The sequence below is a fragment of the Butyricimonas paravirosa genome, assembly GCF_032878955.1.
Taxonomy (GTDB): Bacteria; Bacteroidota; Bacteroidia; order Bacteroidales; family Marinifilaceae; genus Butyricimonas; species Butyricimonas paravirosa.
Map to the genome: position 1 here is coordinate 3,423,296 of NZ_CP043839.1, position 25,605 is coordinate 3,448,900.

Consider the following 25,605-nt stretch of genomic DNA (forward strand, 5'->3'; position numbering starts at 1 on the left):
ATACTCCCTGTTTTTGGGAAGAGTCACCAGCTCCTCCTCTGTTTATAGAGGAGGTGGCACGAAGTGACGGAGGAGTTTGAGAATGAAAACAAGCATTACCTTAATGGACTGGAAAGTTGTATATAATTACCTTAAATTTTAGATTTTAGATTTCCATCTGCGAGGTCCACGCTTTTTAATCATGAATTATAAATCGTAAATTGTTAATTATGAAAAGGATTGGTTTGATTTTATTGGGGATGTTGATGGCAGGGGCTGTTTCTGCCGAGGTGAAGAAAATCAAGGGAACGGGGTATCTTGTGGTGCATGATCGTCAGGCGGATCAGCCGTTTACCCGTGTTTCCGTTCAACAGTCGATCACCTTGTATATATCACAAGGAAAAACGGAAGGGATTACCGTGGAGGCGGATGATAATATTATTCCTTATATAAAAACGGAGATAAAGAACGGGCAATTGAATATCTTCCTTGACCCGGAAGTGATTATTCGAGGATATACGGCAATGAATGTTTCCGTGTCCATGCCTGTTATCACGGATATAAACGTGGCGGCTGCCGGGCGTTTGGAAGGAAGTTCGCCTTTTACCGTGAATAAACTGGAAATCGTGGCATCCGGTGCGGGGAGCGTGAAGTTGGAGGTGAAAGGAAGTGAAGTTGACGTGGAGGCATCCGGTGCCGCGAGACTAGAGCTTAAAGGTGAGGTGGAGCAGTTTGATTTGGAAATGTCTTCCGCTGCCACGCTGAAGGGTTGGGAGCTGCGTGTGAAAAATTGTGATGCCGAGATTAGCGGGGCTGCCAAGGCAGAAGTTTCCATTTCCGGGCAGTTGGAGGCAGAGATTTCTTCGGCAGGCATTCTAATTTATGACGGGAACCCGCGGATTACCAAACAAAACGTGACCGGGCGGGGAACTTTGGTAAAAAGGAGATAGGATAAATACGATTTTGTACAGTTTTTTATACCTTTACATCGAGGGGTAGCTGGCCATGTACGGCCCGTAAAGATAAAAACTGTAGCAAATGAATAAACGTGATCGATTGATAGGAGTGTTGTTGATATTGTCTGTACTTTTCTTTCAATATTTATGGCTGCTCCTTTCCGTGCTGTTGCTTGTTATTCTGGGTATTTTGATTTTTGATACCCGGTATGATCGTTACGCTTTAGTCATGGTGGTTCTCGTGCTACTCTTGTACCTGAGTGCAAAGTTTATGTTTTACGAGACCTATCTGGTACCCACGAAATCGATGTTACCTGCACTGAATAGTAATGTGACCGTGCGGGGTGAGAAGTGGCGGTATGGTGGTATCTATCTTTCGGCTGTGGAGGAATGGCCTTTGGTCACGATGTTCACGCGTTCCAGTAAATACCGTACCGGTAAGTTCGCGGCGAAGGACCGGATAAAAATGATTGGTTTCTGGAAACCCAAGAAAAATGATATTCTGGCGTATTATGCTCCCGTGGATTCCTCCCGGATTCACATCGAGCGGTGCATCGGTTTGCCGGGTGATGTCGTCTCCGTGGAGGAGGGACGTGCAGTCATTAACGGGAAAGAGCGAGAGGAGGACAAAACGTTGAGTTTGCGTTATATGGCTTATTTTTCGGACTATATGAGATTCCGGGAGGCGTGTAAAGAGTTGTCATTGTTGATGAATTCGGATGATTATTCGGTTTCTGAAGATGCCGTGTATATGTCGCTTGATAAAACGATGTTAGATCGTCTTCGTCAAGGAGGAGTGGTCGATAGTCTTGTGTTCCGTCAACGTGGGGAAGCCCGGCGGAAAGTGTTTCTCGCGGATTCCTGCGGATGGAGTTTCCGGCATTGGGGGCCTTACAAGTTGCCTTACAAGGGAATGAGAATCGAGTTGACCCCTGAGAACCGGATGTTATACGGTTCCTTGCTGCGTGGACCGGAACGTGTTGCCGATCCGGATAAATTGACTTCCTATGTTTTTCAAAAGGATTATTACTTCATGTTGGGCGATAACCGGGGCAATTCATTGGATTCCCGATTCCTTGGGCCGATTCCCTCTTGCTGTATCGAGGCAAGGATTTTACATGTTGATTAGTATGGGGGCGAGAGTCCTGTTTTTTCGCACGTCCGGAATGCGTGGATAAGTGACGATTTGTCCCCCCAAAAGCGGTATCCGGATAGGGTTCCTTCCTGATCCTGTTAAAATAATGGTATTAAATAGTTATCATACGCTTATCCTCTTGTTAATATATACTATACAAGTATAATTATTTGTTATTTTGATAGGAGGGGAATAGGGGCGGAATGGGAGGGGAATGGGAGCGGCTCGCTCTGAAATGGCAATTTGATCATATATTGATAACATTATTTTACATTAGATGGTACAAAAATTTTTCATCTCACCTCTGCATTTTTGAATGTAAAAAGTGAAAAGCGGATAGGGAGCTACCTGCAAATGCGAACTGAATTTTAAGGACTCTCCCGTGTAAATTAGTTTTCTATTCCTAGTAATAGCCTGGACTTTGCCTGCACGAATTTTGGGATAATCCGGCGAGGGGTTCCCGTGTCGAGACTTCTGCTGCTCCGACTATTCATGACCGGGGTGGCAATTGCATCCTGCGTGATGAGTTGAAGAGTTGCAGCCAGCAAGGGTTCTTCTTTATCTCCCAGTTGGTATTGATGGTGAAATTGCTCCAAGATGGGGAACATGGGGGGTATGCCGCCTTTGACGGATTCTCCCCGACTGTTTCTGTATTCCGTGGAGATCAACATGATATTCCAGTTCTGTAAGTCTTTGTCGTTAGGCGTGTAGATGATTCCACCCATATTTTTCCCCATAGTAATGTCGCCAACGACGTTTACTTCCATGTATGGGGATAAGGCACTGATCAGCATTTCGGCGGCTGATGCCGTCACTTTACTCGTGATCACCCACAGGCGTCTCAAGTTTAGACGGGAATCAAGGGGTACCGTCTTGTCAAAATGTTCTTCTAAGCGGGCAGGATCATCGGCGTATTTTTCCTGATATGCTTTATTCCAGCTTTTGTGAATAAGCAGTTCTTCGTTTTCCACGACTTCTTCCGGGGCGAGGAGTGAGCATAGTTGTTTCACGGCAAAAATGTACCCGCCTTGATTATATCGTAAATCTAGAATGAATTCGTCAATATTGGCTGATTTTAAGGTTTGGAACACGTTGTTCAGTTGTGCCAGCGACGTGTTACCGCGGAACACGAAATCCGTGTAGATCATGTACCCGATTGTTTGGTTCTCCAAGGGAATCAACCCGTAATCAAGTACCGGATCGATCGTGTATGTTTGGGCGGTCAGCTTTTTCGTTTCGTACGGTTCTGATACTTCATCGTTTGATAGACCGAGGGAAAGCTGGGATGCGTAGTACAAATTTGTGTAATTTTCCGTCGTGATCCTTTCCCCGTCCATGTGAGTGATCAGGTCTCCCCGTTTTAGTCCTGCTTTTGCTGCTGGAGAATTCGGGTAAACGAAATTGACATCCGCGAATATGTAGCCCTCTTTCTCCCAGAAAGTCAAGTTGTAGCCAAAACCTTCGTCATACCCGGAGGCGTCGGCAATTTCTCCCAGACCTTTAGAACTCGTGATACGTGACCATTGGTCCTCGGGGTATTTCATGGTAGCGAAATATTCCGCCGGGTTACTATCTGGATCAATGTTTTTGTCCTTGACTTCATCCGCCCAAAAGTATTGGTCGGTCATTTTGTCTTTCGTGAACGTGTTAATCCGGACATACGAGTAAGGGCCCGGAGTAGGGCTTACTCCGCGTGAATCCTCACAACTTGATAGGAATCCTGCTAAAATCGAAAAGAAGAATAGTCTATACATAAGTTTATGTCTGATAGTAAGCCACAATATTACGAATTTTTAATGGATTTCCGTATGCGATTTTGAATAAAAAGTTTTTGGTGATATTGCATATTTATTCAATATGACTGTTTCGATCGTTTTCTTCGTGTTTTAGAGATGGTGAAATTAGTACGTTTTCTTCGTGTAATGCTTGTGGTATTTGGAATGAGTGGCACTTTGTTTGTTGTTTTTATTTCATGTAATATATTGTTTGATTGTTTGTTGGTGGTGGGTGTCAAGGCGTTTTCTTTTCTTTCGGTGAAAAAAATGAGAAAATATTTGTTTTTGCCGCATATTAATGCATATATTTGCACGGTGAATAAATAAATATGCACAATGAGTAATCAAAAAGAATTTGAATGATTTAGATTAAATTGTAAAAAGATGAAGATTGAAGTTGTAGTTGCATCCGAGAAACACCTGTCATACGTGACAGCGATAAACGATGCGATTGATCATGCTGCAAAAGCAAGAGGTACTGGTATAGCCAGAAGAACGAACGAGTATATTGCCGATAAAATCCGAAGTGGAAAGGCAATTATCGCTCTGAATCGAGAGGAGTTCGTGGGTTTCTGCTATATTGAATCATGGGGTCACCAGAAATTCGTGGCAAACTCCGGGTTAATCGTGGTACCGGCGTACCGGGGATTGGGAGTAGCAAAACAAATAAAGGAGGCTGCTTTTCATCTGTCGCGAAGGCGATTCCCGCAAGCAAAGCTTTTCGGCTTGACAACTGGTGAGCAGGTGATGCGAATCAATACTTCATTGGGTTACGTGCCTGTTACTTTTGCCAAACTCACGGATGACGAGGAGTTTTGGGCCGGATGCAAGTCTTGCGTGAATTATGACATATTGCAACGGACGAACATGACCAAGTGTCTTTGTACCGGGATGATTTATGATCCGGAGGTCGTGGCCAGACAACAGGCGGCGGCTAAAAAGGTGGCTAGGGGGAGGTCATTGCCTTTGTTCAAGCATCTGCGTCATGTTGTGGGGTCCACATTGGCGGTTTGCGGGTTACCGGTTTCTCGCTCTGCCATGAAGCATACGGCAAATTTGTAACTTGTAATTTATATTCATGAAAAAAGTAGTTTTAGCATATAGCGGGGGATTAGATACCTCTTACTGTGTCAAGTACCTGAGCGAGGAAATGGGGCTTGAGGTTTACACGGCATTGGCGAATACCGGGGGATTTACCCCCGGTGAGCTGGCCGGGATCGAGGAAAAGGCGTATGCCTTGGGGGCGAAGAAACACGTGACGCTGGATGTCACGGGGGAATATTACGAGAAATGTATTAAATACATGATTTTCGGGAATGTTTTGCGTAACAAGACTTACCCGGTGTCGGTCAGCTCCGAACGTACTTTCCAAGCGTTGGCTATCGTTCGTTACGCGAAGGAGATCGGGGCGGACGGCTTGGCTCATGGAAGTACGGGGGCCGGGAATGACCAGGTTCGTTTTGATCTTTGTTTTTCCGTGTTTGCCCCGGAAATGGAAATTATAACCCCGACTCGTGATTTGAAACTGAGCCGGGAAGAGGAAATTGCCTATTTGAAATCGAAAGGAGTGGAGCGGGATTGGTCCAAAATGGCTTATTCCATTAACAAAGGACTTTGGGGAACCTCGGTGGGAGGGAAAGAAACATTGAATTCATGGGAATATCTTCCGGGAGAGGCTTATCCTTCTTCTTTGGAGAAGGAGGGCGAAGAGGAGTTAATCTTGTCGTTTGAACGGGGAGAGTTGTGCCGGGTAAACGGTGAATGTTACACGGATAAAATCGAGGCTATCCGCCGGGTGGAGGCTTTGGCCTCTGCTTGGGCAATCGGGCGTGACACCCACGTGGGGGACACGATTGTGGGGATTAAAGGACGTGTCGGTTTCGAGGCGGCTGCTCCGTTGATGATTATTAAAGCCCATGAATTACTGGAAAAACATACACTCACGAAATGGCAGATGTATTGGAAGGAACAACTGGCCAACTGGTACGGGATGTTTTTACACGAGGCCATGTACGGGGAACCTGTTATGCGGAATATCGAGAGTTTCCTAAAAGATACACAACGATACGTTTCGGGTGACGTGCGGGTTCGGATGCGTCCCTATTGTTTCGAATTGTTGGGAGTGCGGTCAGACCATGATCTGATGGATGCCACGTTTGCTTGTTACGGGGAGGAGAACAAGGCTTGGACGGCAGAGGATGTGAAAGGTTTTACCCGGATGTTGTCGATGCCTTTGCGGGTTTATCACGCGGTGAACGAGAAGAGCGAGGAGGGGCTATGATCAGAGTGGGTATTGCCGGGGCTGCCGGTTACACCGCGGGGGAATTGATCCGCGTATTAATTTCTCACCCGCAAGTGGAATTACGTTATTTACAAAGTGAATCGCACCGGGGAGAACCTGTCGGACGAGTTCATCGGGATTTGATTTACACGAATTTGAAGTTTTCCGATTTGGATTTGACGGGTATTGATGTTCTTTTCCTGTGCATGGGACACGGGATGTCGGCTCAATTTTTAGAACGGCATCCAGTTCCGGCATCCGTGCGAATCATTGATTTGAGTCATGATTTCCGGTTAAAGTCGAATGCCGGGGATTTTGTTTATGGTTTGCCGGAACTGAATCGGGAGCGGATACAAGGAGCTTGGCACGTGGCGAATCCGGGATGTTTCGCGACGGCAATAGAATTGGGGTTGCTACCGTTGGCGAAGAACGGTTTGCTGCCTGCCCGCGTGTCGGTCTTCGGGATTACCGGGGCGACGGGTGCGGGACAGAAACCGACGGAAGAGACGCATTATAGCCATCGGGCGCAGAATCTTTCGGTTTACAAGGCTTTTTCTCACCAGCATTTGGCTGAAATACGGGAAACGTTGTCCGGGCAGGATGAAGATGTGCAGGCGGATATTGCTTTTGTTCCGGTGCGTGGGTGTCATGCCCGGGGGATCATGGTAAATGTGGTTTTCGTGAGTGAACGGGATTTGTCGGAAATCCGATCTATGTATGCCGCTTGTTACGAGGGACATCCTTTCACGGTGATGAGTGACGAACCTATTTATTTGAAACAGGTGGTGAACACGAATTATTGTTTTGTCCATATTGAACGGCAGGATCGTAACGTGTTAGTGACTTCCGTGATTGATAACCTGTTAAAGGGGGCATCCGGGCAGGCCGTGCAGAATATGAACCTGATGTTCGGACTGGAAGAAACAATGGGTTTGGGTTTGAAAGCCAGTTATTTTTAATTTATTCGAGTATGTTTGATGTTTATAATTTATTGGATATAGAGCCGGTCAAGGCGGAGAAAGCCTATTTCTGGGACCGTGATGGAAATAAATACCTTGATTTTTACGGGGGACACGCCGTTATTTCAATCGGACATTCGCATCCGCATTACGTGGAGTTGGTGACGGGGCAATTGAATCGTATCGGGTTTTATTCAAATGCCGTGAAGAATCATTTGCAGGAGGAGTTGGAGTGGAAATTACGGGAGCTTTCCGGTTGCACGGATTATAATTTGTTCCTTTGCAACAGTGGGGCTGAGGCTAACGAGAATGCCTTGAAACTGTCTTCTTTTGTTACGGGGCGTTCGAAAATACTGGCCATGCACGCTGCCTTTCACGGGCGTACGAGCGGGGCCGTTGCCATCACGGATAACCCGACAATACAGGCACCTTGGAACCGGGGACATCAAGTGACATTTATCGATTTGAATGACGTGGAGGCTTTGAAACGGGAGTTGTCCGGGGAGGAATACGCGGCTGTCATCGTGGAGGGAATTCAAGGTGTTGGGGGAATCCGGATTCCGACAGGAGAGTTTCTGCGGGTGGCTCGTGAGGTTTGTGATCAGACAGGTACGTTATTGATTTTGGATGAAATCCAGTCGGGCTACGGGCGGAGCGGGAAATTCTTTGCCTATCAGCATGCGGGGATCGAGCCGGACGTGATCACTGTGGCGAAAGGAATGGGCAACGGATTCCCGGTTGCCGGAGTGCTGATTTGCGGGTCGATCAAGGCGGAGAAGGGGATGTTGGGAACGACGTTCGGGGGAAATCATTTGGCTTGTGCGGCTGGGATTGCCGTGTTGGATGTGATCAAGGACGAGCAACTGGTGGAAAATGCCGATCGTGTCGGTGGGTATCTGATGGAGCGATTAAAAGTTTTGAACGGGGTGATTGAAGTTCGGGGAAAGGGATTGATGGTTGGGGTGGATATTGATATTCCTCATTCGATTTTCCGTCGTCGTTTGCTGGCGAATCAACACGTGATCACGGGGAATAGCGGGAAGAATACTTTGCGTTTATTGCCCCCGTTGTGTGTTACCCGAAAGGAAGTTGATGAGTTTGTCGCTCGGTTTAAACAAGTAATGAATTAACAGATGAAATGTAAAGTCATAAAAATCGGGGGTGCTTTGATCGAGGATGCGGGACTGTTGAATCGGTTGTGCCGGAAGTTTGCATCGATGACTTCCCCTTTCGTTATTGTGCATGGTGGTGGGACTTTTGCCGGGCAGTTCGCGGAAAGATTGGGGATTCCCCGCAAAATGATTGATGGGAGACGGGTGACCGATCGGGAGACTCTGGAAGTCACGGTGATGGTTTATGCCGGGTGGATCAACAAAACGCTGGTTGCTCGTCTGCAGGCTTTGGGAGTGAATGCTTGTGGACTTTCCGGGTGCGACCTGAATCTGGTGCAAGCCGATCGGCGGGAAGGGCAGAGTATTGATTGGGGATATGTGGGGGATGTCCGACTGGTGCGTATGGGGGGGCTAGAATTATTGTTACAAGCCGGGGTGGTACCTGTTATTTCTCCGATCACGCATGACGGGAAAGGGGTGTTGTTGAATTCGAATGCAGACGGGATTGCGGCGGCGGTGGCGGAGACGCTGGGGATGTGCTATGACGTGGAGTTGATCTATTGTTTTGATAAAAAGGGGGTGTTGACGGATGTCGGGGATGAAGGTTCCGTGATTCCTTGTCTTACTCCGTCTTTGTATGAAAAATATAAACAAAGCGGGATGATTCATTCCGGCATGATCCCCAAGTTGGATAACGCTTTTAAATCTGTTTCTAACGGGGTGCAGGCGGTTCGGTTGATTCATCCGGATGATTTGGGCCAACCGGATGCGGGAACTAGGATAATATTGGAAAAACAATGGATGCGAGTGGAGCAATAGAACTTTTAAAACAAATTATATCCATCCCTTCTTTCAGTAAGGAAGAGGATAAGGTGGCTGATTTGATTGCCGATGTGTTGAAAAGATATAGGTTCGACGTGCATCGCAAAGGTAATAACGTGTGGAGTCGTTCAAAGAATTTCGATGACGCGAAGCCCACGTTATTACTCGATGCACACTTGGATACCGTGCGTCCTAACGGGACTTGGGACAGTGACCCTTTTACGCCGGTTGTGAAGGAGGGAAAGTTGTTCGGTTTGGGAAGTAATGACACGGGGGGAAGTCTTGTCTCTATGCTGCCGGTTTTTGTTGAATTGGCATCCGGGAGTTTACCGTGTAATCTGATATTCTTGGCATCTGCGGAAGAGGAGAACACGGGGAGTGGCGGGATTCAAAGCGTGTTTCCGGAGCTTGGTCGGGTTGATTTTGCCCTTGTGGGAGAGCCTACAGGAATGTGTCCGGCGATAGCGGAAAAGGGGTTGATGGTGTTGGATGGTTACGCTCGGGGAAAAGCGGGACACGCCGCAAGGGAGGAAGGAGTGAATGCCATTTATGAGGCAATGGAAGATATACATTGGTTTCGTACGTATCGGTTCGAAAAGATTTCGGAATTATTGGGTCCGGTGAAAATGAGCGTAACGGGGATCGAGGCGGGAACCCTGCATAACATGGTTCCTGCAACTTGTCATTTCATAGTGGATATACGGGTAAATGAACTTTACACAAACCAGGAAATATTTGATACGATCCGTGATCACGTGAAATGCGATATGATCCCTCGCTCTTTTTCACTGAACTCATCTTCCGTCTCGCTTTCTCACCCGATGGTGAAACGATGCATCGAGTTGGGGTTATCTCCTTACGGTTCCCCGACGACATCGAATCAGGCGGTGATTCCATGCCCCTCACTGAAAATAGGCCCCGGGGATAGCGCTCGGTCGCACACGGCAAATGAATATATTCGTTTGGAAGAGATACGGGAGGGGATTGAATTGTTTAAATCTATCATTCAATATGTTGAATGATAGATTTAAACAAGCTAAAAGTTAAAAACTAGAGAATGTGTCAAAAGTCATTTTTCAAACTCCCTCCCCCCTTCGGGGTACTCCCTCTATAAACAGAGGGAGAGTTGAAATACTCCCTTTCTTTGGTAAGAGTCACCAACTCCTCCTCTGTTTATAGAGGAGGTGGCACGAAGTGACGGAGGAGTTTTTTGAGGATAAAATGCCTTTTGACACACCCTCTAGTTGAAAAGATAAAAGTAGAAAATCAAAAGGTGTTGGCTTTGTGCGGCTGGAATTTAAAATTTAAAATAGGATGAAGCTTTGGGATAAAGGATATGATATAGATGGTTTTACTGAATCATTTACGATAGGGAAAGACCGGGAACTGGATGTTATGCTGGCGGGGGCCGATGTCATCGGGAATTTGGCTCATTTGAAAATGTTGCATGCCGTGGGCTTGGTGAACGAGGCGGAATATAAATCTTTGCAGCGGGCATTAGTTGATATTCACGGAATGGTGGAAAGGGGCGAGTTCGTGATAGAAGAGGGAATTGAAGACGTGCATTCTCAAATCGAGTTATTGTTGGTGCGGGAATGTGGGGATGCGGGGAAAAAGATTCACACGGGACGTTCCCGGAATGATCAAGTGTTGCTTGATCTGAAGTTATTTACCCGGGAGGCGATATTCGAAACGTTGGAGCATATAGAACGTTTGTTTGATTTGTTGATACGACGGGCAGGGGAGAATAAAGACGTGTTGATTCCCGGTTACACGCATTTGCAGGTGGCCATGCCTTCTTCTTTCGGCTTGTGGTTTGGTGCTTATGCCGAATCGCTTGCAGACGATTTGTTGGCGTTGAAGGCGGCTTACGATATGGTGAACACGAATCCTCTTGGTTCTGGGGCGGGGTATGGCTCGTCGATTGCTTTGAACCGGCAAATGACGACTGATTTGCTCGGATTTTCAAGTTTGGCTTATAACGTGGTTTATGCCCAGATGCAAAGAGGAAAGATGGAAAAGAACGTGTTATTCGGGCTGGCTGCCGTGGCGACGACTCTGGGACGTTTGGCTGCTGATGTTTGTCTTTTCGCTTGTAGTAATTTCGGTTTTGTACGTTTGCCGGATAAGTACACGACAGGGTCCAGCATCATGCCACACAAGAAGAATCCGGATATATTCGAGTTGATCCGGGCGAAATGTAATCACTTGCAATCGCTCCCCATGCAAATGGCCATGATCTGTACGAACCTGACTTCCGGGTATTTTCGGGATATGCAATTGACCAAGGAGTTATTTTTACCCGCTTTTCAAGAGTTGAACGATTCCCTTTTTATGGCTCATCTCGTGTTGCAGGAGATGGAAGTGAAACGGGATGTTTTACGCGATCCTCGTTATACTTATATTTTTTCCGTGGAGGATGTGAATGAACGGGTAATGGCCGGAATCCCGTTTCGGGAGGCTTACCGGGAAATCGGAATGCAAATTCAAGAGGGGAGTTATCGAGATGGGGTACGTGAAATTCATCATACGCACGAGGGAAGTATGGGTAATCTTTGCCTGACGGAGATTAAAGATAAATTCGAGCAAAGAGTATCTGAGTGGGACATTACTACGGTTCGTGAGGCGATAGAAGGTCTGTTGGGGAATAGATTATAGGGATTTTTTCCACACTTGTTCCACATCTTTCCACATACTTATTTATTAAGATTACTGTATAAGTAGTTGATTATTTTGTAATTGTATATTCTGTTTTGTGGTGGCATACAATTCTCTATACTATAAGCAAATGGTTGAATGATTAAAATTGATTGGTTATGGGAATTTGTATATTTTTTATCGTAATGGCTATTTCGGGACTTTTGTTACCGCATTTTTTAGCAGAACCTGAAATGAAGTAGAGTGAACCTAATCATCTTGATGATAGACAATTATTAATATAAACACGACGGATATACGTCAATATCCGTTAGTAAGAGCGGGAGTTTTATTCGTGTAGTTGGAGGTTTGAGGAGATTTATTACATTTGTTTCTAGCAGGTATCTCTTTTTTAGAGGGTTACCTGCTTTCTTTTCCTAAATTCCGTTAAAAACTTTTTTGTTTAGTCGATTAAGGCTATTTTCGTGTTAGAAATAAATCGACTTATGGCAAAGATTTTAATCGTGGATGACGATACAACATTTTGTATCATGTTGAGAAAATGGTTGGAAAAACGTGGATTTGAGGTAGATACTGCTTTTTCCTACAAGGACGCTGTAAAGCAATTGGATAAAGCAGGGTTTGATCTCGTGTTGACGGATTTGCGTTTGCCGGATAAGGATGGGATCGATTTGCTCCGGGTGATCAAGGAGAAAACACCGGAAACACAGGTGCTTCTGATGACGGGGTATGCCGATATACAGACCGCAGTCACGGCGATTAAACTGGGGGCTTTTGACTACGTGGCCAAGCCTGTTATCCCGGATGAGATTCTTAAAAAGTTGCAGGAAGCTTTGAAGTTGGAGGCAGAGCCCGTTGCCAAGTCTGTTCCTGCAAAAGCGAAAACGACGAGCTTTTCTTATATAAAAGGAGTGAGTGAAGGTGCCGATCGGCAATATGAATATATTCATCTGGTAGGACCTACCACGATGACGGTCTTGATTAACGGGGAGAGTGGTACGGGTAAAGAGTATATCGCTCGCCTGATTCACTCGATGAGTAACCGGAAGGACGGGCCTTTCGTGGCGGTTGATTGCGGGGCAATACCGAAAGACCTTGCCGCGAGTGAGTTTTTCGGGCATATTAAGGGGTCTTTCACGGGTGCCGTTACCGATAAACAGGGGTATTTCGTGACCGCATCGGGGGGGACTATTTTCTTGGATGAGATTGGTAATTTGCCTTATGACGTGCAAGTCCAGTTGTTGCGCGCACTTGAAGAGCGTAAAGTACATCCCGTGGGCGGGAATGTTGATATTCCTTTTGATGTTCGTATTATTTCAGCCACGAATGAGAATCTCAAAGAGGCCGTTGCGAATGGTCGTTTCCGCGAGGATTTGTATCATCGGTTGAATGAATTTTCCATTCAGGCATTGCCCCTTCGGGAGAGAAAAGAGGATATTCTGATTTTTGCCAATCATTTCTTGGATAAGGCGAACGAGGAGCTGGGGAAACAAGTGGCTGGGTTTGATGAGGAGGTGATGCGTATTTTTAGAACTTACTCGTGGCCGGGGAATTTGCGGGAAATGCGTAATATCGTGAAACGGGCGACGTTGCTGTGTATGGGGAGTTTGATCTCCAAGACCTGTTTGCCCCCGGAGTTGGAGCAAAAACCAGTGGAGCCTGAAAAGACATCTACAACACGGCGGGAGATGGAAATCGAGCTGATCAAGGATGCCATGCAGAAATGCCGGAACAACAAGAGCGAGGCTGCCCGTATGCTCCAGATAGACAGGAAAACATTGTATAATAAATTGAAAAGTTTCGGTCTGGAGGACTTATGAGATATTTTGAGAGATTATTGACGTGTTTCTTTTTCCAGTAATTGGAGAACATTGTTTCCTTCTTGCAGGATCTTTTCAATACTCTCTCTTATTTTGTTTTCCTCTGTATCCAATGGCATTTTTTCCAGGAAAAGCAACGAGGGAATGACATCGTTAATCGCTAGTTGCTTGAACATGGGTAGCATTTTGTGTGCTAACTTGGCAATCTGTTCCGTTTCGTGTGATTCCAGATGTTGGGCTAATAGCTGGAAATTGGTCTTGCAATCCGATATAAAAGACCCGATAATTTGATTGGCGGCATCTTTGTCATTGTCGGCAAAGACCATGATCATGTCTAAATTGTAAGGGGCGTTTTTATCAGAGGTTTGTGTTGTCGGCTGTTTGGTTTCTATCGCACATCCTAACAGGTCGTTTACCCTGCTATATAGTTGTTCCGGGGTATACGGTTTATTTAGATAAGCTGAAAAGCCGGCTTCTTGATACTCTTTTTCGTGCATATCGTCACGGGCAGACAGAGCAATTACCGGAAGGCTTTTTATTTGTTGGTTTTGGGATTCACGGATTTGTTGCACGAGTTCGAACCCGTCCATTTCCGGCATCTGGATGTCGGATAAAACAATGTTGTAATTCCCTTTTTCCAAACGGGATAGCGCCTCTTGAGGGTGCGTACACGTGTCACACTGGATGCCTGCTTTTCGGAGTAATTCTGTCGTGACGGTCAATTGAAGAATGTCATCATCGACGATAAAGGCTTTCATCCCTTCATGCCTAACCGGGGGTGAAGAGGGTGTTTCTGTCGGTTGGGATTCCTGTGCCGTGGCCTTTATCAACGGGAATTTAACCGTGAAGGTACTTCCCTCGCCTTTTTTACTTTCGAGGGTTAATTCCCCATCAAGTAAATGAACGAGTTGTAATGTGATCGTTAAGCCAAGACCTGTGCCTTCCGCCCCGTTGTTATGTTGCGGGGTTAGGCGGGTGAATTCTTTAAATATCAGTTCTTGTTCCTCTTCCGTCATTCCCGGCCCGGAGTCTTTGATTACAATGATAAACTGGTCGTCTTTTGTAGGGGAAATAAAGGCGGATAAAGAAACCTTTCCTTCCCGGGTGTATTTTATGGCGTTCGATAGGATATTCACTACGATTTGGCGAACTTTCATGGAATCCCCGAGGTAAAGTCCGTTCAGGGCATTGCTAATATCGCTTTTCAATTCCAGACTCTTTTGTGCCGCTAGGGGAAGGAAACTATCCGCCGTCTCCTGTAACAGGCGTCCCGGGTTATATGGGACCGTGTTGATCTCCATTTTATTGGATTCCAATTTGGAGAAATCAAGCATGTTGTTGGCAAGATGCAGGATATGTTCGGCTGTCCCCTTCATGTTTTTGAGAAAATAGTGCTGTCGCTCCTCCAGTTGGGTGTTATTTAGTAGTTCAATGTACCCGATGATGGAGCTTAGAGGGGATTTTATGTCGTGAGTGACAGTCAGCATGAGTTTCTCCCGGTTATGTAGTAACCGTTCCGTGTATGTTTTTGCTGCTTCCAGTTCCCGCCTGTATCGTTGACTTTGCGTGATGTCATTGATAATAAGAACGACGAAGAAGACCACCAGCACACAAGCGATGATCGCGATCCAGGATATAGTTCTGGTGAGATGATGCGTCGTGATTTGCTGTTGTTCCAAGCGGATCATCGTGTTTTCGAGTTCTTCTTTTTCAAGGTCTTTCAGTACTCGTTTGAGGCGTTCCGTGATGTGTTGACCACTCTGGATAACGATTCCCTCTCGCCGGGAGACTTCCGCGTCGATCTCTTCCTTTTGCTGCTGGTACTGGCTCCATGAATCCCGAATCACGTTCATTAATGTGTCCGTGTTGTTGTTCGTCGAGACCATACTGAGCGTGTCAACGATGCGATGGAGGGTCGTGTCGACTTTTAGGATGGAATCTCTTTTTGTTCGGAATAATCCTTTTCTTTCTCGGATGATATAGCTACTGTCAATGACTGTAATAATTTTTTCCCGGAGATCGGGGATGATATCTGCCGAATCTTTGAGCGTACCTATTTTTTCGATTGTTTTGTTGTAGAAATCTTCGGGTATATAATATTTTTTGACATAATATAAGTCTTTTAGATTCTCGATACGTTTACCTAGAAGTGTGTTTATCGTGTCTATTCGCAGGTTTTGTTCCGAGCTGATGGATAGATTTTTCAAGGTATCCATGTTGTCCTTGATGTCCTCTATCAATTTCATGTACGTGTCAAAATTCTTTTGTGTCCCCGTTTGGGAAAAAGCGATTCCGGTATTTTCTGCCTCGTATAGTTTGGTGAGTGTGTTACTTATGATGAATAGTTTTTGTTGCATAACGATTTCATCATTCCCTTTTTGGGTTAAGGCAATGGTCTGTTTGTAGATAAAGACAATTGCAATTGCTCCTAACAAGAGAATTAGGATATATCCCGTGATGAGTTTGAGTTTGGTAAATTTGAAAGGTCTTTGCATAGCGAACAGATTTATAGCAAATGTATAAAAAAATAGTCAACCAATTAGTAAGGTTGACTATTTTAGACGTGCTGGTGTGCTACTCCTTAAAGTTCGTTTTTATAGAATGAATAAGTCTCTTCTATAATTTCCGGTGTTGCGGCATCCAATTGATATAAAATCTCCCGGCAAAATTCCAAAGGGGCATTACCGTTAGCCGTTACTATGTTATTGTCTCTTACGGCTTGATCGTTTATATAATTAGTTTCACCCGTGTACTGGGAACCTGCATATTGCTTGAGGTAATCCAGCGTGTTACTTGTATGTTTTACGTGGTTGAGGAAACCATACATTCCGAGATATACGGAGGCATTACAGATTCCGGCAACCAGTTTGTTTTCTGCGATTGCCTTCTCCACTAATGATGCGATGGGTTTCGCCTCGGGCAAAAACCAGTTCATGCCGCCGATGAGTATAAGTCCTGCATGATCATCCGGCAGGTCGTTAATATCATAATCCGGTAAAACCCTGAATCCACCTATCGAGGTAATGGGTTCTTTGGATAGTGACAACGTTTTCACTTTGTATTTAATCGGACATCCCGGTTTGACACCCATATTTAGGCAGGTGGAGATATAAGCTCCTTCCCAGTCTGCAAAATTGTTTAGTAGTACAAAAATTACTTCTTTTTTATCCATTCTTTTAATATTTGGTTTTATCATCTTCTTCGCATCCCGGTAACTTATACCCGATTCTTTTTCTTTCCTTGCCTCCCCAGTCTTTTCCTTGTAATTCCGCCAAGGTTTGGTTTATTAATTCAAGTTGCATCCGGGTATCGTCGTTAATGTCGTTGTAGTCGGAAAACACTTCTTCGATATAGTTTTCTATTGCATCCATTCGTTTTTCGAGTTCATCGATCTTATTTGTTTTTGGGCTGGCGATCATTTGGCGAATAGCCACAAAAGCTCGCATTATTGAGATATTTACATTAATGGCTATATCACTATTGAGAATTCCGGATAACATCGCTAACCCTTGTTCCGTGAATGCATAAGGTAGATATTTCGTGTGTTCCCCTCTACCATTCTTTAAGATTCCAATTTGGAATCTTAAAGCTTCCCACTCTTCTACTGTTAACTGAAACATGAAATCGGGTGGAAATCTTTTGAGATTTCGCTTTACAGCTTTGTTCAAGTTACCTGTTGTGACTTGGTATAACTCTGCCAAATCTCGATCCAACATCACCTTCTGTCCCCTAATCTCGTATATTTTGCTTTGTATTAATTGCAGATTGTCCATAATTGCACTCGTGTCGTTTATTTCTTTTCCTCCTCTTCACATCCCGGTAGTTTGTACCCGATTCTTTTTCTTTCCTTAAATCCTCGGTCTTTTGTCTGCAGTTCCGCTAAGGTTTGATTTATTAATTCGAGTTGCATCATGGTATCATCATTGATGTCATTTTGATCTACTAGAACCTCTTCCATGTATTGTTTGAGTTCCTTTACTTGTGTTTCGATCCTTTCAACACGGCTTTCTATGGGGTTGGACAGCATTTGCCGGACTGCCACGAAAGCCCGCATTATTCCCCTATTTATTTCTATCGCAGGCTTGGAGTTCAAAACGCTACTAAGCATCGCTACTCCGAGTTCGGTAAAAGCGAAAGGAAGATATTTTATATTGCTTCCACGTCCCTTGTTCAAGGTCGCAAATTGCGTCCTTGAAAGTTCGGTTATTTCTTTTTTTGTAAGCTCAAACATAAAATCATCACCTTCAAACCTGTCTATATTACGCCTCACGGCTTCTTTGAGGCGTTTTGTTTCGACGCCGTACATTTCTGCTAGGTCGAAGTCTAACATCACCTTCTGTCCCCTAATCTCGTATATTTTGCTTTGTATTAATTGTAGATTGTCCATAATTGCACTCGTGTTGTTTATTTCTTTTCCTCCTCTTCACATCCCGGTAGTTTGTACCCGATTCTTTTTCTTTCCTTAAATCCCCGGTCTTTTGTCTGCAGTTCCGCTAGGGTTTGATTTATTAATTCGAGTTGCATCCGAGTGTCTTCGTTTATGTCGTTTTGGTCGGTAAAAACATCTTCGATGTATTCTTTTAGTTCCTTTAATTCGTTTTTTAGTTCACCGATATTATCAACAGGAGAGATATGTATTAATTGACGCATTGCGACAAAGGCTCGCATGATACCCCTATTTATCTCGATGGCAGTTGGTGAATTAAGAACACTGCTAAGCATCGCTACACCTAATTCTGTGAAAGCAAAAGGGGTATATTTTATGTTGGATCCTCTTCCTTTGTTCAAGATCACAATTTGTGATCTTGAAATTTCTTCTTTGGTAAGTTCAAACATGAAATCTTCTCCTTCAAAACGTGCTGAATTACGTCTGACTGCTTGTTTAAGTACCCTAGTTTCAATACTATACAGCTCTGCCAGATCGAAATCTAACATTACTTTCTGTCCCCTGATCTCATATATTTTACTTTGTATAATTTGCAAGTTAGCCATAATTACGCTTATGTTGTTCTATACAAATGTAGGGAAAAACGAGAATAGTTTGTTGTTTTGGCTTATATATTGGCTATATAAAAAACAACCCGCTATAACGTTTTGTGTTTTAGCGGGTTATGTGATAAAGTGGTGATCCCCACGGGACTCGAACCCATATCAAAGGAACCGGAATCCTTCATTCTATCCATTGAACTAGGGGACCATATTATCCGAGTGCAAAGCTAATCAAATTTTTAAAAAAAGGGAGCAAATTGCTCCCTTTTTTAATGTATAATAGATAAACTATTTTACTTTTTTACGAGTAGCGTAGCTTACACGTAAAGAATTCGCTTTACGCAATTCTTGTTTTACGTCGGTTACGATACCCATTTTCGTAAACTGATCCACTTTCAAGTTATTCGTGATCATGTTTCGTTCTTCCTCTTTACGAGTTTCTTGTTCAGCGGCAACGAAACTACTAATTTCACTTACGTTTGCCAGCTTATCATTCAACTGAATACGAGGTTCACTTCCGTAAGTCGCCACGTACTGGTCTTTCGGTTTTCCGATGAAGATATTACTAACCAAAGATTTTTTCTCTAGCTTGCTAATCTCTTTTGCTTCGGGCATACCGTTATCAACCATCACGAGAACTTCTCGCATCGTGGTACTAACCATGAAGAAGAATAATAGCATGAACACAATGTCCGGTAGAGACGCTGTTGAAATTGCAGGGGTCTCTTTTCCGCCTTCTTTTCTAAATTTAGCCATTACCTCTTTCCTCCTTTCCCGATGTTTTTAGGTTCTGCCTCGGATATAGCGGTAGGAACAAGTTTTCTCACAGCATCCATTTGTTCTTCTGTAAGATCACTATATTTCTTACCCCATTTTTCCATGGCTTTCATATCCCTAATTTCATTATATGCTGCTGTCAGTTCATCTTGAACGGCAATGTACATTTTGTATGAAGTTCCCCGGTCACTTTGAAGAGAGATAATTCCTCTTGAAACTTCGGCTTGTCCAAAGAAAGGAATTTCCTTAACAACTTTACTCGGTAAATCTTCTCTGTTTTGCGGGTTCAAAATAAACTCTTTAGCCTTTTCCTTCAGGTTCTCAATTTGCATCAGTTCCCCGTTCACAGCCAACAAATCGTTCTTGTTTACCAATACCTGTAATATATTACGTTTGGCAACAGGAGGTGCAATCACCTGATCTGGTGGCGGCATCGGTGGTAACCGTCTGAATAATCCCGAATCCACATCCATCGTTGTTGTCATCAAGAAGAATGTCAACAGCAAAAATGCGATATCCGCGGTGGAGGAGGCATTAATTTCTGGTGTTTTTTTTCTTGCCATAATCTCTTTTTTATCCTTCAGGAAAATTATCTAACGCGTCTAATAATTTCTGTAACAACAATAGCACCAATAGCTCCTATTCCCAAGAAATAAGTCGTGATTAGGATGGTGTCAGTGAATTTTAAAGTTCCCGGAACGTTGTCCGCACCGCTATATCCCGGAATATTCATGATAGTTCCGTCAGACATCGAGTAAGCGATTAACACGAGGAGAATGATCCCTGCAAGGGCAATAAAGCTCTTCATCGCTTCCTTTGGTCTGGTGAATAATCTAGCAACCGGGAATATTAACGCTGCAACAATGGCAACGCCAAATAAAAGATATGACCACCATAGTAGTTGTTCCGTGTATACCGGGGTGGAATATTGTGAGTTTGGAAGTTCGCCTCCAAAATAAAATAACCCCAATAACACGATCGTAACGACGAACATTACGATGGTCATGATGTTTAATATTTTGTTTATTTTCTGCATGGTTTAGTGTTTTTGATTGTATTTGACAAGAATGTCTAATAAAGTTACGGAAGCGTCTTCCATGTCATTAACAATACTTTCAATCTTAGCAATACAGTAGTTGTAGAATACTTGAAGAATCATGGCTACGATCAAACCACCCACGGTCGTGATCAATGCAACCTTGATACCTCCAGCCACCAATGACGGTTGGATATCTCCTGCTGCTTGAATCTTATCGAAGGCGTCGATCATACCGATTACAGTTCCCAAGAATCCTAACATCGGGGCCAATCCAATAAACAAACTAATCCAAGACATTCCTTTTTCCAAAAGTCCCATTTGAACAGAACCGTATGATACAACTGATTTTTCAACCATGTCGATTCCTTGATCATAACGGCATAACCCTTGATAGAAAATACTTGCAATGGGGCCTCTTGTGTTGCGGCAAACTTCTTTTGCAGCTTCAACTCCACCGTTGTTTAATGCATCTTCAACACTTACAATTAATTTTTTCGTGTTGGTTGATGCCAAATTCAAATAGATAACTCTTTCAATAGCGATAGCCAAACCGAAGATCAAACACAAGATAACGAAACTCATGAAAGCGGCACCTCCCTCGATGAATTTTTGTTTCAAGGCAGCGTGGAAAGAAGTACTTTCGATTTGTGATTCGTCTTCTAATACGGTAGGATCTGTAGTTTCCTCTTCTTCTTGATAAGTTTCAGTGGTCTCTGTTTGAGTTGTTTCATTCTCTTGAGCCATTAGCATAGATGATGCTCCAATAGTAAGCATTCCTAAAACTGCTATTAGTGCAAATAATTTTCTCATGATCAATTTAACTGATTTTTAGTTTATTAATAATTAAAATTTAACTCTATAATATCTGTTTAAGCTGTTTCTTTCTTGTTTTACACCGCATACCGGTTAAAATCGGGCACCAAGGTATAAAAAAAATGTTAAAATCCAATATATTTGGGGGATATTTCTCCCTTCAAGCCGTTATTTAAATATTTTTTTATTTCGTTAGTGTCTTTATATTTGCCCAGTACATACATCATTTTACATACAGCGGCCTCCGTGGTAATGTCGTGACCGCTGATGACTCCAGCGTTAAGTAGCTCTCTACTTGTTTCATACTTGCCCATCTCGACACTCCCGCCTTGACATTGGGTGACGTTATACACGAAAATTCCCTTTGATAGTACTTCCTTAACCTTGTTAAGAAAAACTTTATTCGTGGGAGCGTTGCCTGACCCGTATGTTTCCAGTATGATTCCTTTTAACCCGGGAATCCCTGTTACCGCATCAATCACTTCCGGTCTCATGCCCGGGAATATTTTCAATATGGCGATATTCGTGTCCACGTCACAGAATGCACTTACGGGTTCCGTTCGCGGGGTGTAATCGATTGCACTGTAATCGTAATGGATATGTATCCCGATGTTTGCCAATGCCGGGTAGTTGAATGACTGGAAAGCATCAAAACTTTCCGCATTTATTTTTGTCGTCCGGTTTCCTCGGAATAGTTTATCCCCGAACAGGATGCAGACTTCCGGAACAATGGCCTTTTCTTGATCGTAAGCGGCTGCTATTTCAATGGCCGCGATCAGGTTTTCTTTCCCGTCCGTTCTGATTTTCCCGATAGGTAGCTGGGAACCGGTAAAGATCACGGGTTTGGTCAAGTTATTTAACATGAAACTCAAGGCTGCGGCCGAGTAGGCCATGGTGTCCGTTCCATGCAGGACAACAAATCCCCGGTAATCATCGTAATTCTTCAGGATGATTGAACAGAGGTCTTTCCACAATTGTGGTTGGAGATCCGAGGAATCTATGATTTCCGGTAAGGTGTAACTATCTATCGTGAATCCAAATTCTTTGATTTCCGGAACCTCGCAAGCGATCTGGTCAAAATTGAAAGGGCATAACGCCCCGGTTTCAGGGTCGTTTACCATCCCGATTGTACCTCCGGTATATATAATTAACACGGGTTTTGTCATACGCACTAAGTTAAAAACTAAAACATTACAAGCTTTAAGCTCCCTCTGCACTTTTCGTCAGTAAATTACCTGTCTGTATCTTTTCTATGAACAGTTCGCACTACTGACGTGCAAATTAAATAAATTCATTGCATTATTCGTTGTTATTTCCTCGACTTTTTTCATGTCGATCCCTATAATTTCAGCAATTTTAGCGGCTATACACGGAATATAACTACTTTCATTGCGTTTACCCCGGTAGGGAACGGGGGCAAGATAGGGAGCATCCGTTTCTAATACAAGGTGTTCTGCCCCGATTCTCCCCACGACTTCTGCCATGGATGATTTTTTGAAGGTAACGACACCACCGATCCCCAGTAGAAAACCTAAGTCTATTGCCCGCCGGGCATCTTCTTCCGTGCCGGGGAAACAGTGGAATATGCCTTTCATGTTATAGTGTTGCCTTTTTAACACGGTAAATATTTCTATTAGCGAGTCTCTCGAATGGATGATGACGGGCAAGTCCATTTCCCTGGCGATGTTTAATTGTCGTTCGAAGACAATAATTTGTTCCTTGTAAAATGTTTTATCCCAGTAAAGATCAATTCCACATTCTCCGATTCCGTGTATTGTTTCTTGGCCTAATAATTTCTCGAAAAGTTGCATTTCCGTTTTGTAGGATTCGTTTACGGAAGTCGGGTGTACTCCCAGCGTGGGGTACATCATGTCCGGGTGGGCTTGTGCCAGTGATAACATTGCTTGCCGGGTTGTGCTGTCAATGTCCGGTAGTACAATCTGTCGAACGTTGGCTGCTAACGCCCGTTGAATAACTTCTTCCCTGTCATTGTCGAACTCTTCGGCATAGATGTGTGAGTGAGTATCTATAAACATATTTGTGATATAAGTGTCATTCTTCTTGTCGCGAAAGTAGTGAATTGTTTATGGATTGGCAACTAGGGGTGTTTAGCATCCTTTTTCTCGGGGTTATTCATGTCCGTTACATGGCGGTAGGGCGACTATTGGGAGGCTGTTAGGCGCCATCGCCCGATTGTCGCCCGATGCTCGCCCGATGCTCGCCCGATTATCGCCGCCATTTTAACAGATGGAAAACAAAAATAACATACTCGAATATCCCGTCAACGGGGTTAATAACGAGGCTATTCACGCTCAAGAATAGAATTTGGGGCCATTATATCCCGGTAAAGGCCTGGGATAAAGGATACATCACCTATTCCGGGGTCGCGGCATCCATCTCTTCGAAGCTTCTTAATGATAATCATATTATCTTTATTGTTTTATGTCCGGGAACGAACGGGTATAGAGGCAGACGGCAAGTTTTTTTTGTGGCATGAGTTTGCTGCTTGTCATATTTTTCATTAGGTTTGTGTTTAATAACAAAAGTATTTGTATGGACGTGGAAAACGACAGTTCGTTGCGAATAGACGAGCAAGTATTTAAAAATTTGTTTGATAAATTTTATCAAGCCTTGTGCGTTTTTGCGTCCACCTATTTGAAAGATGATGCCTTGTCTGCCGATATTGTTCAGGAAGGGTTCGTGAAATTCTGGAACAAGCGGGAGGGGTTTGATAATTATTTCAAGGTGAAATCTTTCCTTTATACCATGGTGCGGAATGATTGTTTGAATTATATACGCGATAACAAGTTGAGGCGGGAGGATCTTTCCGTGGTTGAATCTCTTGAATTTTACACGGAGACGCTGGTGGAGGAAGAGGCCTATCGAATGTTTTATAATGCCGTGGAATCCTTACCTCACCAAACCCGACAAGTGATTTTGTTGTCCATGGATGGCTTGAAAAATAGCGAGATTGCCGGACAGCTGGGAATTGCCGAGAGTTCCGTGCATACGTTAAAGAAAATAGCGTACAAGAAATTGCGTAAGATTTTGCGAGAATATTATTATCTGGTTTTTATTTTTCTTCTAAATAAGTAGTTGATCTCTATTGTTTTCCGTTTTTTTCTTTCAAAAAAGTGAATTTTTCGTTCCCCATAAATTCTGTTTTTCGTGTTGTAATAGTAGAAAGATAAATAACGTGTCGTAGAAACTTGGTATACGATGGTGTTAAATCTTGATAATGTACGAATATTGAGTTACGTGGCGAATAAATTTATATGGAACGAATGGACAAAAATAGTAAGGAATTGATGGATGACCCGTTTTTGCTAGCTTCTTGGATCGCAAAATCGATGGCCGGAGAATTGTCCGATGAAGAATTGCAATTATTGGATGAGTGGCGAATGGCTTCAGGGCGAAACCGTCGGTTGTATGACCGAATCGTCAGTCGGGAAGGGTGGGAATCGAAACAAAAACATTTCACGGCTTTTGATAAAGTTTCCGGTTGGCAGGGATACTCGAAAAAATTAAAGAAAACAGAGAAAAAAGCGATACGCTGGCGTGTGTTTTTACGTTACGCGGCAGTTTTGTTGATCCCCTTGGGCGCTGCTGTTTATGGCGTTCTTCATTCGGGAGAGGAGACCGTCTCTTTGGCGGATCTGAATGCGATCACACCCGGAGGAACCCGGGCGGAGCTGGTATTACCTTCGGGAGAGGTAGTTGATTTGGTTGAGAAATCCGGGGTGATATCGCGTGGGGAAAATACAGTCATTAATAACGAAGGAAAAACTCTTTCTTATAAAAGTACAGGAAATCAGGCTCCGATGGACTCTTTGAGATATAACGAGGTGATTGTACCGAAAGGAGGGGAGTATCAATTAGTGTTGAGTGACGGAACGCTTGTTTATCTGAATTCCATGACGAAGGTGCGTTTCCCGGAACGTTTTTCTGAAAAATGCCGGGAAGTGGAGGTGTGTGGAGAAGCTTTTTTCGAGGTAACTAAGAACAAAGATGTCCCTTTCATCGTGAAGACCGGGGCGTACGAGATTACGGTGTTGGGAACGAAGTTTAACGTCACGGCGTATGCTGATGAACATATGATCACGACAACATTGGTTGAAGGGGCAGTTTCCATCTCTGGCAAGTGTATTGGAGAGGCAAGAACATTACGGCCTAATGAACAGTTGGTGTTGGATCAAACATCCGGAGGCGTGGAAGTTAGGAAAGTGGACGTGAATTATTATACGGCTTGGAAGGATGGTATGTTCCGGTTCCGGGATGTTCGTTTGGAAGAGATCATGCGAGTGGTGGAACGATGGTATGATATGACTGTCGTGTACGAGGATGAGAGTGTCAAGGATTTGCATTTCGGTTTTAACATGAGTCGTCTCGAAACGATAGAGCCCTTGTTGAATATTTTTGAATTGAACGGTAAAATAAAAATAACGAAAGAGGGGAAAGTGCTGAAAATACAACGAGGTAGATAAAGGCAG

Annotated in this window: 24 protein-coding genes and 1 tRNA gene; 12 read left to right on the top strand and 13 right to left on the bottom strand. The window is 43.9% G+C overall.

The features are described from left to right. Positions 1-209 precede the first annotated feature (209 nt). A complete protein-coding gene (locus F1644_RS13940; protein ID WP_118303240.1) occupies positions 210-929 on the top strand; it encodes a head GIN domain-containing protein in 720 nt (239 codons plus the stop codon). Between the two features lie 88 nt (positions 930-1,017). Continuing rightward, complete coding sequence (lepB, locus tag F1644_RS13945; RefSeq protein ID WP_118303242.1) at positions 1,018-2,064, top strand: signal peptidase I; 1,047 nt, start codon at positions 1,018-1,020, stop codon at positions 2,062-2,064. A gap of 395 nt (positions 2,065-2,459) precedes the next feature. Here the strand turns inward: lepB and F1644_RS13950 are convergent, their stop codons facing one another. Further along, positions 2,460-3,824, bottom strand: a complete 1,365-nt coding sequence (locus F1644_RS13950) for a S41 family peptidase (RefSeq protein ID WP_118303244.1) — start codon at positions 3,822-3,824, stop codon at positions 2,460-2,462. A 405-nt stretch (positions 3,825-4,229) separates the two neighbouring features. Here F1644_RS13950 and F1644_RS13955 point away from each other — a divergent pair, with 405 nt between their 5' ends. The 8 genes from F1644_RS13955 (at position 4,230) to F1644_RS13990 (ending at position 13,497) form a co-directional block, all read left to right on the top strand. Beyond that, the gene (locus tag F1644_RS13955) at positions 4,230-4,907 is read left to right on the top strand and encodes a GNAT family N-acetyltransferase (RefSeq protein ID WP_308424597.1); all 678 of its coding nucleotides are present in this window, start codon (positions 4,230-4,232) and stop codon (positions 4,905-4,907) included. 16 nt (positions 4,908-4,923) lie between these two features. Next, positions 4,924-6,126, top strand: coding sequence for an argininosuccinate synthase (locus F1644_RS13960; RefSeq protein WP_118303248.1), 1,203 nt, complete (start codon positions 4,924-4,926; stop codon positions 6,124-6,126). Beyond that, on the top strand, positions 6,123-7,085 hold the full coding sequence (gene argC / locus F1644_RS13965; RefSeq protein WP_118303250.1) for an N-acetyl-gamma-glutamyl-phosphate reductase: 963 nt from the start codon (positions 6,123-6,125) through the stop codon (positions 7,083-7,085). Before F1644_RS13960 ends, argC begins: the two co-directional genes overlap by 4 nt. Before the next feature lie 11 nt (positions 7,086-7,096). Further along, complete coding sequence (locus F1644_RS13970; protein ID WP_118303252.1) at positions 7,097-8,215, top strand: aspartate aminotransferase family protein; 1,119 nt, start codon at positions 7,097-7,099, stop codon at positions 8,213-8,215. Between the two features lie 3 nt (positions 8,216-8,218). Continuing rightward, positions 8,219-9,016 (top strand): acetylglutamate kinase, encoded by a 798-nt coding sequence (argB, locus tag F1644_RS13975; RefSeq protein ID WP_118303254.1) that lies wholly within the window; start codon positions 8,219-8,221, stop codon positions 9,014-9,016. After that, positions 8,995-10,041 carry a M20 family metallo-hydrolase gene (locus F1644_RS13980; RefSeq protein ID WP_118303256.1) on the top strand — a complete coding sequence of 349 codons (1,047 nt, stop codon included), beginning with the start codon at positions 8,995-8,997 and terminating at the stop codon, positions 10,039-10,041. The genes argB and F1644_RS13980 overlap by 22 nt, the downstream gene beginning before the upstream one ends. 292 nt (positions 10,042-10,333) lie before the next feature. Then, complete coding sequence (gene argH, locus F1644_RS13985; protein ID WP_118303258.1) at positions 10,334-11,677, top strand: argininosuccinate lyase; 1,344 nt, start codon at positions 10,334-10,336, stop codon at positions 11,675-11,677. Positions 11,678-12,162: 485 nt separating this feature from the next. Next, on the top strand, positions 12,163-13,497 hold the full coding sequence (locus F1644_RS13990; RefSeq protein ID WP_118303260.1) for a sigma-54-dependent transcriptional regulator: 1,335 nt from the start codon (positions 12,163-12,165) through the stop codon (positions 13,495-13,497). Between the two features lie 14 nt (positions 13,498-13,511). Here the strand turns inward: F1644_RS13990 and F1644_RS13995 are convergent, their stop codons facing one another. The 12 genes from F1644_RS13995 to F1644_RS14050 all read right to left on the bottom strand — a co-directional run bounded on the left by F1644_RS13995 (position 13,512) and on the right by F1644_RS14050 (position 23,151). Then, positions 13,512-15,992, bottom strand: a complete 2,481-nt coding sequence (locus F1644_RS13995; protein ID WP_118303262.1) for an ATP-binding protein — start codon at positions 15,990-15,992, stop codon at positions 13,512-13,514. A gap of 86 nt (positions 15,993-16,078) precedes the next feature. Further along, a complete protein-coding gene (locus tag F1644_RS14000; protein WP_118303676.1) occupies positions 16,079-16,669 on the bottom strand; it encodes a type 1 glutamine amidotransferase family protein in 591 nt (196 codons plus the stop codon). 4 nt (positions 16,670-16,673) lie between these two features. Then, entirely contained in the window at positions 16,674-17,270 is a 597-nt protein-coding gene (locus F1644_RS14005) for an ORF6N domain-containing protein (protein ID WP_118303264.1), read from the bottom strand. Between the two features lie 17 nt (positions 17,271-17,287). After that, positions 17,288-17,884, bottom strand: a complete 597-nt coding sequence (locus tag F1644_RS14010) for an ORF6N domain-containing protein (RefSeq protein WP_087419528.1) — start codon at positions 17,882-17,884, stop codon at positions 17,288-17,290. A gap of 17 nt (positions 17,885-17,901) precedes the next feature. Continuing rightward, on the bottom strand, positions 17,902-18,489 hold the full coding sequence (locus tag F1644_RS14015; RefSeq protein ID WP_118303266.1) for an ORF6N domain-containing protein: 588 nt from the start codon (positions 18,487-18,489) through the stop codon (positions 17,902-17,904). A gap of 130 nt (positions 18,490-18,619) precedes the next feature. Beyond that, a tRNA-Arg gene (locus F1644_RS14020) sits at positions 18,620-18,694 on the bottom strand. Positions 18,695-18,774: 80 nt separating this feature from the next. After that, a complete protein-coding gene (locus F1644_RS14025; RefSeq protein ID WP_118303269.1) occupies positions 18,775-19,242 on the bottom strand; it encodes an ExbD/TolR family protein in 468 nt (155 codons plus the stop codon). Beyond that, a complete protein-coding gene (locus F1644_RS14030; protein WP_118303271.1) occupies positions 19,242-19,826 on the bottom strand; it encodes an ExbD/TolR family protein in 585 nt (194 codons plus the stop codon). The genes F1644_RS14025 and F1644_RS14030 overlap by 1 nt, the downstream gene beginning before the upstream one ends. Positions 19,827-19,852: 26 nt before the next feature. Then, entirely contained in the window at positions 19,853-20,299 is a 447-nt protein-coding gene (locus tag F1644_RS14035) for a hypothetical protein (RefSeq protein WP_118303273.1), read from the bottom strand. Between the two features lie 3 nt (positions 20,300-20,302). Beyond that, positions 20,303-21,112, bottom strand: a complete 810-nt coding sequence (locus F1644_RS14040) for a MotA/TolQ/ExbB proton channel family protein (protein WP_027200550.1) — start codon at positions 21,110-21,112, stop codon at positions 20,303-20,305. Between the two features lie 128 nt (positions 21,113-21,240). After that, positions 21,241-22,281, bottom strand: coding sequence for an asparaginase (locus F1644_RS14045; RefSeq protein ID WP_118303275.1), 1,041 nt, complete (start codon positions 22,279-22,281; stop codon positions 21,241-21,243). 84 nt (positions 22,282-22,365) lie between these two features. Continuing rightward, the gene (locus tag F1644_RS14050) at positions 22,366-23,151 is read right to left on the bottom strand and encodes a TatD family hydrolase (RefSeq protein WP_118303277.1); all 786 of its coding nucleotides are present in this window, start codon (positions 23,149-23,151) and stop codon (positions 22,366-22,368) included. 517 nt (positions 23,152-23,668) lie between these two features. On the opposite strand from F1644_RS14050, the gene F1644_RS14055 reads away from it, so the two are divergent. Together F1644_RS14055 and F1644_RS14060 are read left to right on the top strand one after the other, a co-directional pair. Further along, positions 23,669-24,211 (top strand): RNA polymerase sigma factor, encoded by a 543-nt coding sequence (locus F1644_RS14055; RefSeq protein WP_118303279.1) that lies wholly within the window; start codon positions 23,669-23,671, stop codon positions 24,209-24,211. Positions 24,212-24,399: 188 nt separating this feature from the next. Continuing rightward, complete coding sequence (locus F1644_RS14060) at positions 24,400-25,599, top strand: FecR family protein (protein ID WP_158571795.1); 1,200 nt, start codon at positions 24,400-24,402, stop codon at positions 25,597-25,599. Positions 25,600-25,605: the final 6 nt, after the last annotated feature.